This window comes from Parabacteroides bouchesdurhonensis (assembly GCF_900186615.1).
In the GTDB taxonomy this organism is placed as follows: Bacteria; Bacteroidota; Bacteroidia; order Bacteroidales; family Tannerellaceae; genus Parabacteroides; species Parabacteroides bouchesdurhonensis.
This window is the reverse complement of record NZ_LT896588.1, coordinates 2455057-2470598: the sequence shown is the minus strand read 5'-3', so window position 1 is coordinate 2470598 and position 15542 is coordinate 2455057. Positions and strand designations below refer to the sequence as shown.

Here is a 15542-nt window from a genome sequence, read left to right as displayed (position 1 = left end):
ATATAGAGTTATAACATGCAACGATTCTAACGCTGTATATATACTTTTAGCTTCATTATATACGAAAAAAGACGCAATCTCTTTGAGAACGCGTCTTTTCTATAGCTATTTTACAATACTTAAAAAGGATTCTATTATCCAATATATGTCTCCATGAACTTTGCACCAGGAGCCGGCGAGATAGTTATCACTTCCGTATCAGCAGGAATCAAAACAGTCTGTCCCTGATGAATAGTAATATCGTTACCTTTATTATCTCGAATGGTTGCTTTGCCCCCCATACAGATATAGACAACAAATGAATCCAATTCCGAAAAATCGCGAACCATTATAGTATCCAATTCTAACAGATTTGTAGTAAAGTATTTACAGTTAGCTAGTTCTACCGTTGCATTTGTATGCGCTTTGTAATGTGTACGATAATCAGGATAAAATGTATAGTCAATCGCATCTTTAGCTAATTCCGTATGTAACTCCCGTCCTTTTCCGTTTGCATCTTTACGATTATAATCATAAATACGATAAGTAATGTTGCTAGTCTGTTGTATTTCTGCAATAAAACAACCGGCACCAATAGCATGCACACGACCAGCTGGCAAGAAAAACACATCTCCGGCACTAACTTCATAACGTTGTAATACATCCATGATTGTATTATCTTCAACTCTCTTCACATACTCATCTGCATCAATTTGTTTAGAGAATCCGGAATACAATGCTGCCCCCGTGGCTGCATTGATAACATACCACATTTCTGTTTTACCAAACGAATTATGACGTTTCTTTGCCAACTCATCATCCGGATGAACTTGTATTGACAGATTATCTCGCGCATCAATAAACTTAATAAGCAATGGAAACGTAGAACCAAATTGTTCTATCACTTTTTCGCCAAGCAGTTGCTTTCCATAGATACGGATCAATTCATCTAAGGAGCGGCCTTTTAATTCGCCATTAGCGACAATTGAATAGTTTCCTTCCACATGGGAAAGTTCCCAACTTTCACCGATACCATCTTGTACCGGAGTAATGCCTTTAAACGGACATATATCAGAACCGCCCCAGATAATCTTCTTGAGAATCGGTTCAAATGTAAACGGATACAACATAAACTGTGTTTTTATTTTTTAGTTTTACTATTTGTTGTTCTAGCTTTGGCTGTCGTAGCCTTTGCTGTTGTTTTCTTTATATCTGATACTTTTTCCTTTATCTCCGACGATCCGGTTTTTACCTTACGGAGTACAACAGCCGAACGTGCCGGAATATAAAGTTTAAGCCATTCTTTCTTTTCTTTCTTATATAAAGGATCGAATTGGGTAAAATGATGCACACTATCGTCTGCTAGCCCAAAACCGCCAAAGCGGGTAGCATCCGTATTTAGTAAAACTTCATATTCTCCCTGCGGAACAAGAAAGCCATAATCTGTAAATGATGTTGTCGGACTATAGTTGAATACAAACACTAAGTCTTTACGCATATAAGCCAGTATTTGATCTCCGTCATTATCCCAGACTTTCTGTATAGGAGTGTCCTGAAAGTTCTTCACACTACCTATCAACTCTAGCATTTCTCTGTCAAAGTCTCCCAGATAATGATATTTCAAATCCAGATTGTCTACTAGATCCCATTGGCGGCGAGCATATTTATATGACCAGCCATTGCCATCACGAGGAAAATCTATCCATTCCGGATGTCCAAACTCATTTCCCATAAAATTCAAATAACCGCCGTTAATGGTAGACGCTGTTGACAGACGTATCATTTTATGAAGAGCAATACCTCTATCTACTATAAAGTTACGGTCATCTTTCTGCATATGCCAATACATCTCAGCATCAATCAGCCGGAAGATAATCGTTTTATCTCCAACCAATGCCTGATCGTGACTTTCTGCATAACTGATTGTCTTTTCATCGGCACGACGGTTAGTTGTTTCCCACCAGATAGAAGAAGGATGCCAGTCTTCGTCCTTTTTTTCCTTAATTGTTTTAATCCAATAATCCGGTATATTCATTGCCATACGATAGTCGAAACCATAGCCGCCATCTTCAAACTTAGCAGCTAAACCCGGCATTCCACTAACTTCTTCAGCAATAGAAATAGCATTCTTATTTACTTCATGTATCAATTTATTTGCCAAAGTAAGATAAGCAATAGCATCTCCATCCTGATGACCGTTAAAATAGTCTCCATAATTACAGAATGCCTCTCCCAATCCATGGCTATAATATAACATAGAAGTTACACCGTCGAAACGAAATCCGTCAAATTTATATTCTTCCAGCCAGAACTTACAATTAGAAAGCAAAAAATGAAGGACCTCATTTTTTCCATAATCAAAACAAAGCGAATCCCAGGCAGGATGCTCACGACGGTCTCCACTAAGGAAATATTGATTATACGAACCATCGAAACGCCCCAAACCTTCAACTTCATTCTTTACGGCATGACTATGAACAATATCCATAATAACAGCAATACCCATACTATGAGCCTCATCAATCAGTTCTTTCAGTTCTTCTGGTGTACCGAAACGGGAAGAAGCTGCAAAGAAACTACTCACATGATAACCGAACGATCCATAGTAAGGATGTTCTTGAATAGCCATAATCTGAATCGCATTATAGCCATCCTTTAAAACACGGGGCAATACCTTTTCGCGAAATTCCGTATAAGAGCCAACCTTTTCTTCATTGGTCGCCATACCTATATGACATTCATAAATAAGTAAGGGCGCTGTATTGGGTTTGAATTTTTTAATCTTAAATTGATAAACATTCTCAGGATTCCAAACCTGAGCACTGAATATCTTAGTTTGTTCATCTTGTACAACCCGGCGAATCCAGGCAGGAATACGTTCACCACTTCCTCCATTCCATTCTACCAGTAATTTGAATAAATCTTCATGATGAAGTGCATCTTCTTCCAACACTATCTCCCAAATGCCGTTGTCGATACGGTTCATCTTATATTTATCATCCTTCTGCCATCCGTTAAAAGTCCCTATCAGATAGATAGCGGTTGCATTAGGAGCCCATTCGCGGAAAATCCATCCTTTTGTGGTTTTGTGTAACCCGAAGTAAAGATAACCAGAAGCCAACTCCGATAAAGTTAGCTTACCATTATTCGTCAGGCCTCTCTCCTTCTCAAGGACATATTGATAACGTCCTTCGATAGCTGCCTCATAAGGGGCCAGCCACGGGTCATTTTTTATCAGATTTAGTGACTCCATATTATAATTATTTGGTTTTGGGCAAAGATAAAAGAAAAAAGCATACTATTTGAGATAATATTCGGATATTTCTTATATTTGCAGCAAACCGTTTCGCCGATGAGTAAAGGGGCAAAAAGCATAGCGTTCTACTTTTTGATGATTATTGTTTTCGGTTCGTTGATGTACTTAGTTGCAAAAAAAGGAGAAAGTCAGCAACTGGAAGATGCTATTATGTCCGTATATGACGCTCCTCAGAACTTGGGCGAAGGATTCGGTTTATTTATCAAATTACTGATACATCACGTAGAATCGCCCATTGGCATTTTACTTCTTCAAATCATTACTATACTTCTTACCTGCCGGCTATTCGGCTGGATATTCCTTAAAATAGGACAACCGACTGTTATTGGCGAAATTGTAGCAGGAATTATTCTCGGTCCTTCCATATTGGGACACTTATTGCCTGATGTTTCAGGTTTCCTTTTTCCTTCTGAATCTCTGGCTAACATCAATATATTAAGCCAGTTTGGTCTGATTCTATTTATGTTTGCCATTGGTATGGAATTGGATATAACGGAAGTAAGAAAAAAATTAAAAGAAACAATCCTTATAAGCCATACAAGTACTATCGTTCCATTCTTTTTTGGAATGTTAACTGCTTATTTTGTATATGAGGCTTATGCCGACAAAGGAACGCCATTTCTCTCTTTTGCTTTATTTATAGGAATTGCCATGAGCATCACGGCCTTTCCGGTATTAGCCCGCATTATACAAGAAAAGGGACTTACAAAAACCCACTTAGGCACAATTTCTTTGGCCAGCGCTGCTAATGGAGATATTACAGCTTGGTGTCTTTTGGCAGTTGTAGTAGCAATAGCACAGGCAGGAACAATGCTCAGTGCAATTTATAACATTGCATTTTCTATTATTTACATAGTCATTATGTTCCTTGCCGTACGTCCTTTTTTGCGTATGATAGGACATATTTACCACAATAAAGAAGTTATAGATAAAGGATTGATTGCTTTCATCTTCCTGCTACTTATTATTTCTTCTTATCTGACAGAGATATTGGGACTGCACGCTTTATTTGGAGCATTTATTGCCGGCGTTGTAATGCCTGGTAACATTAAATTCCGTAAGATTATGACGGAGAAGGTAGAAGACGTTTCCCTGGCTCTATTTCTTCCGTTGTTCTTTGTATCTACAGGACTTCGCACGGAAATAGGACTACTTAACAGCCCGGAATTATGGTGGATGTGCGGAATCTTTATCCTTGTAGCCATTGCCGGTAAATTCGGAGGAGCTCTTTTCTCTGCCCGATTCGTTGGTGAAAGCTGGAAAGACAGTTTATATATCGGAGCATTAATGAATACCCGGGGATTAATGGAGTTAGTAGTACTTACCATAGGATACGAAATGAATATACTTCCTCCTACAATTTTTGTAATGCTAGTGCTTATGACATTGGTAACAACCTTTATGACTACTCCACTAGTATCGTTCATCAAGTTCTGCTATAAAACAAGAGATAAAATAATTGAACAAAAACATATTGAACCGGTATCCGGTATCTTCAAAGTATTGCTGTCTTTCGGTCGTGCCAGCAACGGACAAATCATGCTGGATGTAGCTCACCAGATGTTCTCACACAGAAAAAATAAATTGGAGATCACAGCACTTCACCTGACTGTTGGTTCGGATGTGAATCCGTTACATACTGATAACTTTGAAGAAGTCAGCTTTGGCCCAATCCTGTACGGAGCCCAGAAACTAGGTATTCCTATTCAGACCCGTTATGAAGTATCGAATAATGCAGGGCAAGACATTTGCGACATCGTGAATAATGAAGGATACGACTTTCTGTTAGTTGGCGCCGGTATATCCATGAGCGACTTACCAACCGACATTGACGCCAACCGGTATCGTACGTCATTCTACAACCGCTTTTTCAAACGGTTTAAAGCTCCCGAATCATGGTTCTATCCGGGAGCTTTATTAAAGGATAAGACAAAAATGTTTATCGAGCAAAGTTATTGTCCGGTAGGTGTATTTGTAAACCGTGGTTTTGTAAAAGCAACAAATGTAATAGTTATCATCAATTCCGAAGATGATTTATTCTTACTCGACTACACCCGTACGTTATTAAAGACAACCTTAGGTACTGTAAGTATCATAAACAGAACAAATAATACAACTCCGGGAATAGATAAAATTCTCAAATCACTAAATGAGTTTACAAAAACCATCAAGCAGGCTACTCTTTTGCCAAACAAAGATTTAAGCGCTGATTTATTCAACGGATATAATTTTATGCTAGTTAGTTATTCTACATGGAACGATATCTCCGAACACCGTAAAGAAGCATTACAAAAAATGCCATCTACTCTCATATTGAGTAAATAAGAAAAAGAACTTACACTATCTCCAGAAAACTCCGTCCGTTTCCGGCACGATTTACTCTTATTTGGACAGGAATACGTTCGGTCATTTCTTGCACATGGGATATAACTCCTATTTTACGGCCTTGCGTACGTAAACTTTCTAATGCATCCATTGCAACACATAAAGTTTCGGCATCTAATGAACCAAAACCTTCATCAATAAAAAGACTTTCTACTTTCATACGATTGGAAGAAAGAGAAGACAATCCCAAAGCCAAAGCCAACGAAACCAGAAATGATTCTCCTCCCGACAAACTATGCACAGTCCTCACTTCATCGCACATATCCTGATCTATTACCTGTAAAGCCAGTGTATCCGGCACACGTTCCAAACGATACCGCTTTGTCAGTTCCCGCAACTGGATATTTGCATAATCCAATAATATATCTAATGTATAGCCTTGCGCTATGCGACGGAATTTAGCCCCATCCGACGAGCCTGCCAGTTCATTTAGCTTAGCCCAACGTTCACTGACAATAGCACGAGCATTTAAATCCTCCTGTAAACCGGCTATTTTCTTCTTATTCTCATCTTGTTTCCGTACACGGAATGAATATTCTGTTTTCTCTTTTGTGGCCTGCGACAAAGCTTCTTCCAAAGAAATACCGTCGGAAGACTCATTATATTGGACAATCCATTTTTCTAATGCAGACTTGCGTTCGGCTAATGTAGCAGAGAGTTCTGCCAAATCCTTTAAAAGCTGTTCTGTTACACCTTTGTACTGTTCAACGATTCCAGACTGTTCTACTTGTACCGTTTGTAATTTCTGCAAATTTTCTTTCAGTCCTTCAAATTGACGATTATATTCTTGTTCCGTTTCATCAACAGATTTGCCCGATAATAAACGAACGCGATCATCCCGATGTTTTTTCAAATCATCCCGATGATTTTGGAAAATCATCCCGAACTCTTTCCACTGACTGATTAGCTTCGATAAAAACGACTCGTGAGATTCACGTGTGGCTTTCCACACACCTTGCTGCCGCTCCAACTGCAACAAACGTTCTTCATTTCCACGCCATTGATTTGTAAAATCGATCAATGTTTTACGAAAAACCTCCGGATTTTGTTGCCAGGCACTCTGCCAGCTATCGTTACCAAACAACATATCGGCAGCAGCCAACGAACGATTCAGTATCTCTTGCTGTTCCGCACATTGCGCTTCTTCATGTTGGATTTGCTTGTCTACAAGCTTCTGCTGATTTTGCAAATCCATACGTGCGTTTTCACTTTCTGTTATCAATTTATGCAATTGAAGCTGCTGTTGTTGCAAATCCGTTTGTTTCTTCTGATCAGCCGTATAAATTTCCAGTTGCTTCTCCAATTGTTGCAGGCGAAAGGTCCTGTCTGAAATACCTTTTGTCAAAGCCAATAACCTCTCGTTTACTTCATGGGAAGCGTAAGGATGCTCCATACTCCCACATACCGGACAAGGAATCCCTTCCGACAATTTATCTCGTAAAGCTTTAATATCTCCGGTCGTAACAAATTGTGCCTGTTCTATCAATAAATGCTCTCGCTTGGAACGACAAGAAACAATTTCTTCTTCAATTGCCAGTAAGTCTGTCGTCTTTAACCGGGATTCAATTTGTTTTAATTCAGTCTCCAACTTTTGCGAAGAGGTCTGATAAGTATTAATTGTTGCCAAAAGTTTTGCTAACTGATTGCCCGATTGAACTAACTTTTGTTTATTATTCAGGATAGACTGCCAGAAATTCTCTATAGATTGACGAGCAGAAAATGCCGCATCCAAATGCAACAGCAACGTACTAAGTTGCATCGCAACACCTTCTTTATTATGATATTTCTCCCGCCACTTCCGTAATTGTTCTATTTCGTCCAATCCCTGTTGTTCCTGATTTTGTAAAAGATTGAGCTTCTCTTCCGCCTCTTTTTTACTCTGACCGGCTTCTTTAAAACGTGTTTCCGCCTTAGATAAAAGCCCTTCTGCCGTTTCTATTTGGATATCTAATTTACGGGCATATTGCAATTCCGGTTGCAATATCTTATAATACGCCTCTAATTGTTGCAGTTTTTCTTGTTCCGAATTATACTCCGTACGTGCTTTCGTCAGCAACTCCAAAGAACGGGCATATTTATCAGCCACCTCTTTTTGCTGAGATTGTTTGGATACAATCTGTTGTTCCGCCGACCTGACAGCATCAATAAGACGTTGCTGTTCTTCTTTCATCTTTTCCAAACGGGATAATACAGTTTCTACGTCAGATAAACGTTTCCGAAATGTCTGCTCTTCTTCTTCCGAAAGTATCTCAACGCCTTGCATTAATGATAATACCTTATCATAAGCCTCCTTTGCTTCGGCATTTTTCGTAAAAATAAGACGGGAAATGATTGAATATTGCTCTGTTCCAGTCAGTTTTTCCAGCAAAGAAGCTTTCTCACCTTGCTCTGCCTTCAGGAAAGTTGAAAAATCATTCTGAGCTAATAAAACAGAACGGGTAAACTGTTCAAACGTCAAACCTATCAACTCAACAATACGAGCTTGAAGATCCGATCGTGTCCCTTGTTCCTCCGTCTCATTGTCCAAATTAAACAGGGTTATCTTAGGGTTTTGCAAACGTCCGTTCTCTTTATCACGAGCACGTCCGACATACCATTGGGAACGATAACGATGCCCGTTCAAAGCGACAAAGTCCACTTCGGCATAGCCGGAAGCAGTCCCCCTCCGTAACAAGAAACGAGGGTCGCCCTGCAATAAAGCATCATCATTAACATCTTTAAGCCTTACATTATTCTCTTTCGCCTGATCTGTCCTCGGTGTACGGGAGAAAAGAGCCAGACACATAGCATCCAGCAACGTAGATTTACCGGCACCGGTAGGACCGGATATGGCAAATATTCCGGCAGACAATAAAGGTTCTACCGTAAAATCTATAGCAAACTCACCTTCCAGCGAAGCAAGATTACGACCACGTATTGCTAATATTTTCATAAAGCAGCCTCCCTCATTACATCTCTAAACAATTGTTCTGTCTCTTCCGGCAGTTCACCTCCATATTTTGCAGTAAAAGCATGTTTCAACATATCCAATGGATCAATTTTCTGTAAATCGTTATATGAAAGGGGGCGGCTATTTTCATCATCTTCCCGTTTCGGATAAGATGGAACAATAGAAGTAAGACGAACAGCCTTGCCTTCTAAAGACTGTTCTACCCGATGACGAAATCCGGGATCCGGCTCGGTCTGCAAAACACGCACTTCCAGGAAAGGGTTTACATTAATATCCGTATCATTTACATCCGGTAATTCAGCAAGCAAAGCCAACACCTCGTCGGGAGGCGCCGGAGTAAGCGGAATCTTTATTAATCGGGTAGTTACCGGCACCGGCAATGATTCGATAGAAACCGCATGTTCATCATCAATAGTAACAGCAACGACCTGATGCAAGTAGTTCGTTTCAGAAAATGACATAGGTAAAGGGCTTCCGGCATACCTCACCGAATCCCTACCTCCTACACGTTGAGCTTTATGGATATGCCCTAAAGCGGTGTAGGCAAGTCCGGCATCAAACGCATCTACAGATACGGATTCCAAACCACCCATAATAATGCGTTCGCTCCGATCGTCATCCGATAATTCAGCCCCGGTTGCATGTAAATGTCCCATAGCAACAATAGCCTCATCCTGCAATTTCTTCGATTCGGCATAAGCATATAATTGTTTATACATACGGTATATTCCGGCAACATACGTATTATGTTCCTCTTCCGAAGAAGGATAATCACCTTGTCGAAGAAAAGGAACAGCCAAACAAAAGGCTTGTCTCTCCCCTTCTCTATTACATAATGGTATAATTAACGAATCAAAGTCGATTGTTCCGTCATCCTTTCGTTTTATAATTCCCGTTATAGAGGTCTTCAACTCTTCCAGTAAAGGAACTGGAGCTTCTAAACGAGCGGCAGAATCATGATTGCCCGCTATAATTACAATCTGCAATCCGGGATTCCTGCTATTTGCCTCTTTCAAGAAATGAAAAAAACGACGCTGTGCTACAGCTGAAGGATTGGCCACATCAAAAACATCGCCAGCTATAAGTAGCACATCTGTCTGTTGTTCTTCTAATGTATCTATAAGCCAAGAAAGAAAAGCATCATGTTCATTATCACGATCAAATCCAAAAAAGGTCTGTCCTAAATGCCAGTCGGCTGTATGTATAAGTTTTAATGCCATATCCGGTTGATTTATGCTACAATATCCTTACTGAGTTGACAAAGTTAATGACAAATCGGTAATTATCCAGAAAACTCATCTATCTTTGCAACTATCAATAACAGAGAACAGGAATGAATTGGTTAATTGAAGATTTCTTAGCGCCTACCATGATACAGGCGATAATAATAATTACCCTGGTAGCTGCGGTTGGATTATATTTAGGAAGACAAAAGATTTTCGGCATATCATTAGGTATAACCTTTGTCTTTTTCGCAGGTATCATGGCCGGTCATTTGGGTATTGTAGTCAACAAAGACATGTTGACTTTTGCCCAGAATTTCGGATTAATTCTATTCGTTTATACTCTCGGATTGCAGGTTGGTCCCGGATTCTTTTCTTCTTTGAAAAAAGGAGGTATAGAACTCAACATGATGGGGTTGGCTGTTATATTCCTTGGATTATTGTTAACACTTATACTGCACTGGACTACCGGTGTGTCTCTTCCTAATATGGTAGGACTACTTTCCGGAGCCGTAACAAACACCCCTGCTTTGGGAGCAGCCCAACAAGCTTTATTACAAATAGATCCATCCAACTCGAAAGGGATCACCGATATGGCTTTAGCATGTGCCATAGCCTACCCTTTAGGAGTAATTGGCGTTATATTAGCCATTATCGTTTTACGTAAAGCTTTCGCCAATCAGACAGAAAACAGTCATAAAGAAGCAAAGGACACAACCACCTACGTTGCCGAATTTCTGGTATGCAATCCGTCTATATATAATAAAAGTATCCAGGATATAATGAGACTCACGGAGAAACATTTTGTAATCTCCCGCGTATGGAGAAATGGAAAAGTCAGTATTCCGACATCCGATTTTCAATTAAAAGAACGCGATCATTTATTAATTATATCCGTCAAATCGGATGTTGAAACCATCAAAGTACTTTTCGGAGAGCAAGAGAATGTAGACTGGAATAAGGAAGACATTGACTGGAACGCAATTGACAGCCAATTAATATCCCGGCGAATTTTAGTAAGCCGTAACCGGGTTAACGGGGTAAAGCTGGGTTCTTTAAGGTTACGTAATTTGTACGGTATCAATATAACACGCGTCAATCGTGCCGGTATAGACTTATTAGCCTCTCCTAATCTGCGTTTGCAAATAGGTGATAAACTGACAATTGTTGGTGAAGCAAATGCGGTCAACACCGTAGGAAAAATATTAGGAGACGAAGTTAAACGATTGGATAATCCAAATCTTATAGCCGTATTTGTCGGCATTTTCCTTGGAGTTTTACTTGGTTCTCTGCCTATATCCATACCCGGAATAAGCACACCTGTAAAATTGGGAATTGCTGGCGGGCCAATCATTGTAGGTATCCTGATGGGAGCTTTCGGCCCAAGATTCCACCTTACGACCTATACAACCCAAAGTGCCAATCTGATGATGCGTCAATTCGGTATAGTAATTTATCTGGCAGGACTAGGTATTGATTCCGGCGCTCATTTTTTCGAAACCGTATTCCGGGCAGAAGGGCTTTTATGGGTCGGGATCGGATTTATCCTTACAATCGTCCCTGTCTTAATTGTAGGTTTCATCGCATCACAAATCTACAAAGTAAGCTATGCACATAATATTGGTATGCTTTGCGGAAGTATGGCAAATCCGATGGCTCTCAATTATGCCAATACAACAGTTGATGGTGATGAACCTTCGGTAGCATATGCAACGGTTTATCCTTTATCTATGTTTATACGAGTCATATCGTCACAATTAATTATAATGTTGTTTATGTAGAAAAAAAACAATATCCTATTCAGGCATTAGTAAAAAACATTTGAATTATTACGCTTATTCTTACAGATAGCCTATATTTGTAAGCGCTTTAATACAAATTGTAAGTATTCTACTTAAATGAATGAAACAATACTAAATGGATTATTAAATCTGTTTGCCATTTTTGCCTCTCTGGCAAGAATTGGGACAGAACAAGCGCGTAAAGCTGTAAACACATATCTGTCCAGTCACTTCGGTATCCGTTCTCACAAAGAATACATTGAATTGTACGAGGAACTGCAAAGTATGTATAATGACCCGGACTTCGACATTAATAAAGAAAGTGTCATTATTAACGTATGCACACAACTCAAGCCCAAACTAATTACAGAAGAACAGCTCTTATTATTGCTCCGGTTTATGGAGTTCGCCCATAGTAACAGTGAAGGTTTTAACGAGAATCTATCTATTTTCCAAAAGATTGCAACAATATTCAACATTGAGCCGTATATATATGATACATTATTGGCTTTCGTAACCGGAAGTTCCTCACCATCTATCCTTACCATCAGTGGAGAAACATCCAATAAAGACAAGCATATACAACGTAAAGGACTGGATGGAGAGATACGCGTGCTATTGTTGCAGAACTTCGACAGGCTGATATTTACCTATTACGGAACCAGTCAGGTATTCATGAATGACATACCGCTCACTACCGGTATATTTTATAGCTGGCAACGTAGCAGTGTTATCAAAAGCCCGTTGTTTCTTCCTATTTATTACAGCGATGTACAAGAGACTTTCAACCGTAATAAACATAAAGAACGTATCCTGCTGACCGGACGTAATATTGACTTCTATTTTAAAAACAGTGAAAGCGGACTGCATAACTTCTCTTTCAACCTGGAATCCGGACAATTGGTTGCAATTATGGGCGGCAGTGGAGTAGGAAAATCTACATTACTCAGCATTCTTAACGGCAATATAATTCCACAGAAAGGTTCTATATGCCTGAATGGACATTCACTTACAGAGGAAGAATGCAAACGGTTGATAGGTTTTGTCCCGCAGGATGATCTCCTAATAGAAGAATTAACAGTATATCAAAATCTTTGGTACACCGCCAAACTCTGCTTTGCAAATCTGAGCGATAAAGAAATTGAAGCTAAGGTTAAATCGATCCTCAATGATCTCGATCTACTAAAGATTTGTTCATTAGCTGTTGGTTCTCCCATACGAAAAACAATTAGCGGCGGACAGCGGAAACGGCTTAATATTGCCTTGGAGTTAATACGTGAACCGGCTATTCTTTATTTGGATGAGCCGACTTCCGGCTTGTCTTCTTCCGACTCGGAAAAGGTTATGATGCTATTGAAAGAACAAACGCACCGTGGACGGTTAGTTGTAGTTAACATTCACCAGCCTTCTTCTGAAATATATAAACTATTCGACAGATTATGGTTGTTGGACACAGGAGGCTTTCCCATCTACGATGGTAACCCTATAGAGGCTATCACTTATTTCAAGCGGGTAGCCAATTACACGGATCAAGACATTAGCGTATGCAGTACTTGCGGCAATGTAAATCCGGAATTAATATTAAACATTGTAGATGCCAAGAAGATTGATGATACGGGAAACCAAACAAACATCCGTAAACTAACGGCCAAAGAATGGCACGAATTATATTTATCGTCACGACCGGAGTTTAAAGAACCGCAAGTTTTGCCTTTACCTCCGAATAACCAACAAAAACCCTCCGTATGGAAACAGTTCCTTATCTTTCTGGAAAGGAATATCAAAACAAAGCTGACGAATAAGCAGTATTTGGGAATCGCATTATTGGAAGCACCTTTGCTGGCTATAATAGTAGCTTTACTTACCCGGTATGAACCGGATGAAGGCTATTCGCTACTTACTAACAAAAACCTGGTTTCCTATATATTTATGTCCGTCATAGTTGCCACATTTATAGGCATGAGCATAAGTGCGGAAGAAATCATAAAAGACAAGACATTGCTGAAAAGGGAACGTTTCCTACGGTTAAGCCGTCCTAGTTATCTTGTTTCCAAAATGTTCTATTTGTTCTGTATATCAGCTTTACAGAGTCTGCTTTTCATAGTAGTAGGTAATTCAATAATAGGCATTGGATGGGAAATGTTCTTTATCTGGTGGATTGTGTTATGGGCAACCTCTTTTCTTGCCAACCTGACCGGATTGCTATTATCCCAGACATTAAGTTCCATCGTAGCCATATACATTACAATTCCTCTTTTGTTGATTCCGCAAATACTGTTATGTGGTTTGGTTGTCAAGTTCGACGATTTAAGCAAACAAGCAGCAAACCGGAATATTGTCCCGTTAATAGGAGAAATAATCCCTTCCCGTTGGGCATTTGAGGCTCTCACCGTTGAGCAATTCTGCAATAATGCATATAACAAACAACTTTTTCCCATTGAAAAAGAGAAATTCTTAGCTCAATATTATCAGAACATTCATTTGCCGGAAGTGCGTAGCTTAGTACAACAAATAGCATTATCCGATAATGACAAACAAGATAAAATTAAAACAATAGAAAACGAATTGCCTGTATTAAGTCATGCCGCCCAGATAGAGCCTTACTCTTCCGGAGAAAATTATGAAGACTATCTGAATAAAGTTGAAAAAGCATTACACACAAGATCAGATAACTACACGGCTTTACTTAATAAGACACAAAAAGATATCATCAATAAAAACGGCTCTGAATGGTTTACCAACTTAAAGAAAGAGCACCATAATACGGCTATTGAAGAATTAGTGTCGGGCACTTCGGAAACACGGTTTTATAAAGTGGCAAACCATCGTATATATCCCAAAATCGGTCAGATTTATATGAACCCTGATAATAACTGGGGACGTGCGCCATTCTATAGCCATGAGAAAAAAGTAGCAGGATATCAATTTTCTACTTTTTCATTTAATTTATTAATGTTAGGACTCTTTGGTTTATTGGTAATTATATCTATCTTCGCAGAGTTTCCGGGTAGATACATCAACAGAAACAATGAATAACAAATTGACAATACGTAAAATTATAAAATAGACAACATCATGAAGAAGAGTTTTGTAAGTCTGCTTACCGTGGCAGCATTTTTATTCGGAATGGCTTCTTGTAATAGCAGTGCAAAGAAAGCTGAAGCAGAAGCTAAAACAGAGCAGGATGCCGTAATAGCCGGCGAAGTTTCAAAGAGCCTGCTTACTGAAGAATTGAAGGTAGAAGTTACTCAGTTCCTGAAAGACATGCCGGAATCTGACCTGGCTTACAAATTAGCCACAGGTGAAGTTGAAGTATCTGTTGCCAACACCGACTTTATGTTACCAGTTAGCAAAATATCAGAACTAACCACTCAAGCACAGAAAGCGCGTGCTTGTGGTATGTATTTCGCAGACCTGAACATTCTGAAAGCAATGAAAAAACCGACTACTGATGTGGAAAACGCATTGGTTAAACTAACAACCGACTTAAATATTCCATTTGTTATCGACATAATGAAAGAGTCTGCTCCTGCCGGCGCAAGCAAAGAAGAAGTTAATGCTTTTATGAAGGCTCAGGAAGACAAACTGATTGATGCTATGATGGAAAATGACAAAGCAGACATCGAAATCGAACTGTTAGGCGGTATGTCTGTAGAATATGCTTATCTTCTGGCTAATCCGGGATTAGTGGTAAAAGGAGATGCAATCACCGCAGGCTTGAGCGACAACATGGTTAAACGTTTAGATACGCTACAGCAGGTTGTTGCCGATCTAGCTAAATATTATCCGGACCTGACTCAGCTGGGAGAAACAATAGCACCGTTAAAAGATATGGTTGTTTCAGTGAATGCTGCCCGCGCTGCTCAGAAAGACATCGAAGCTATGCGTGCTAACTTATTAAAGTAAGT

8 protein-coding genes are annotated in these 15542 nt (G+C 39.5%); 4 read left to right on the top strand and 4 right to left on the bottom strand.

Annotated elements, in window-relative coordinates; all coding sequences use genetic code 11:
• Nucleotides 1-134 precede the first annotated feature (134 nt).
• On the bottom strand, nucleotides 135-1109 hold the full coding sequence (locus tag C1721_RS10655; RefSeq protein WP_102408327.1) for a type I phosphomannose isomerase catalytic subunit: 975 nt from the start codon (nucleotides 1107-1109) through the stop codon (nucleotides 135-137).
• An 11-nt stretch (nucleotides 1110-1120) separates the two neighbouring features.
• Entirely contained in the window at nucleotides 1121-3232 is a 2112-nt protein-coding gene (locus tag C1721_RS10650) for an alpha amylase C-terminal domain-containing protein (protein ID WP_234347418.1), read from the bottom strand.
• Between the two features lie 99 nt (nucleotides 3233-3331).
• Between C1721_RS10650 and C1721_RS10645 the strand changes: the two genes are divergently transcribed.
• A complete protein-coding gene (locus C1721_RS10645) occupies nucleotides 3332-5620 on the top strand; it encodes a cation:proton antiporter (RefSeq protein WP_102408326.1) in 2289 nt (762 codons plus the stop codon).
• Between the two features lie 10 nt (nucleotides 5621-5630).
• Here C1721_RS10645 and C1721_RS10640 read toward each other — a convergent pair whose 3' ends face one another.
• Both C1721_RS10640 and C1721_RS10635 read right to left on the bottom strand, forming a co-directional pair.
• Complete coding sequence (locus tag C1721_RS10640; RefSeq protein WP_102408325.1) at nucleotides 5631-8612, bottom strand: AAA family ATPase; 2982 nt, start codon at nucleotides 8610-8612, stop codon at nucleotides 5631-5633.
• A complete protein-coding gene (locus tag C1721_RS10635; RefSeq protein WP_102408324.1) occupies nucleotides 8609-9850 on the bottom strand; it encodes an exonuclease SbcCD subunit D in 1242 nt (413 codons plus the stop codon). Before C1721_RS10635 ends, C1721_RS10640 begins: the two co-directional genes overlap by 4 nt.
• Nucleotides 9851-9963: 113 nt before the next feature.
• Here C1721_RS10635 and C1721_RS10630 point away from each other — a divergent pair, with 113 nt between their 5' ends.
• From C1721_RS10630 to C1721_RS10620, 3 genes are all read left to right on the top strand, one after another.
• Nucleotides 9964-11634, top strand: coding sequence for a putative transporter (locus tag C1721_RS10630; RefSeq protein WP_102408323.1), 1671 nt, complete (start codon nucleotides 9964-9966; stop codon nucleotides 11632-11634).
• A gap of 117 nt (nucleotides 11635-11751) precedes the next feature.
• Nucleotides 11752-14670 carry an ATP-binding cassette domain-containing protein gene (locus tag C1721_RS10625; RefSeq protein ID WP_102408322.1) on the top strand — a complete coding sequence of 973 codons (2919 nt, stop codon included), beginning with the start codon at nucleotides 11752-11754 and terminating at the stop codon, nucleotides 14668-14670.
• Nucleotides 14671-14709: 39 nt separating this feature from the next.
• Entirely contained in the window at nucleotides 14710-15540 is an 831-nt protein-coding gene (locus tag C1721_RS10620; RefSeq protein WP_102408321.1) for a hypothetical protein, read from the top strand.
• Nucleotides 15541-15542 lie beyond the last annotated feature (2 nt).

What these genes read in the sequence shown, in the direction of transcription:
- C1721_RS10655 (WP_102408327.1), bottom strand. Translation starts at nt 1,109, where the DNA reads ATGTTGTATCCGTTTACATTTGAACCGATTCTCAAGAAGATTATCTGG.
- C1721_RS10650 (WP_234347418.1), bottom strand. Translation starts at nt 3,232, where the DNA reads ATGGAGTCACTAAATCTGATAAAAAATGACCCGTGGCTGGCCCCTTAT.
- C1721_RS10645 (WP_102408326.1), top strand. Translation starts at nt 3,332, where the DNA reads ATGAGTAAAGGGGCAAAAAGCATAGCGTTCTACTTTTTGATGATTATT.
- C1721_RS10640 (WP_102408325.1), bottom strand. Translation starts at nt 8,612, where the DNA reads ATGAAAATATTAGCAATACGTGGTCGTAATCTTGCTTCGCTGGAAGGT.
- C1721_RS10635 (WP_102408324.1), bottom strand. Translation starts at nt 9,850, where the DNA reads ATGGCATTAAAACTTATACATACAGCCGACTGGCATTTAGGACAGACC.
- C1721_RS10630 (WP_102408323.1), top strand. Translation starts at nt 9,964, where the DNA reads ATGAATTGGTTAATTGAAGATTTCTTAGCGCCTACCATGATACAGGCG.
- C1721_RS10625 (WP_102408322.1), top strand. Translation starts at nt 11,752, where the DNA reads ATGAATGAAACAATACTAAATGGATTATTAAATCTGTTTGCCATTTTT.
- C1721_RS10620 (WP_102408321.1), top strand. Translation starts at nt 14,710, where the DNA reads ATGAAGAAGAGTTTTGTAAGTCTGCTTACCGTGGCAGCATTTTTATTC.